Source organism: Mesorhizobium sp. M8A.F.Ca.ET.207.01.1.1 (assembly GCF_004794715.1).
In the GTDB taxonomy this organism is placed as follows: Bacteria; Pseudomonadota; Alphaproteobacteria; order Rhizobiales; family Rhizobiaceae; genus Mesorhizobium.
In genome coordinates this window covers 1-355 of sequence record NZ_SRUS01000257.1, presented here as the reverse complement: position 1 = coordinate 355, position 355 = coordinate 1, and the positions used below count along the sequence as shown (strand labels likewise).

Annotated in this window: 1 pseudogene; it reads left to right on the top strand. The window is 65.9% G+C overall.

Annotated features, from left to right (window positions below):
• A pseudogene (locus EN850_RS34420) lies at positions 1-355 on the top strand (formate dehydrogenase); the annotation flags it as partial.

Genomic DNA, 355 nt, shown 5'->3' with positions numbered 1-355 from the left:
GCCCGTGTCGATGCATGCCATGCGCGGCATCTCGGCCCATTCCAATGGCTTTCATACCTGCCGTGCCATCCATCTGCTGCAGGTGCTGCTCGGCACGATCGACGTTCCAGGCGGCTTCCGCTTCAAGCCGCCCTACCCGCGCCCGGCGCCGCCGGGACGGAAGCCATGCGGAAAAAACGTCCGGCCGATGACGCCGCTGGACGGCATGCCGCTCGGCTTCGTCTGCGGTCCCGACGATCTGCTGCTCGACGAGGCCGGCAAACCGATCCGCATCGACAAGGCCTATTCCTGGGAAGCGCCTCTAGCCGCGCACGGGCTGATGCACAGCGTCATCCGCAATGCCTGGGTAGGAAGA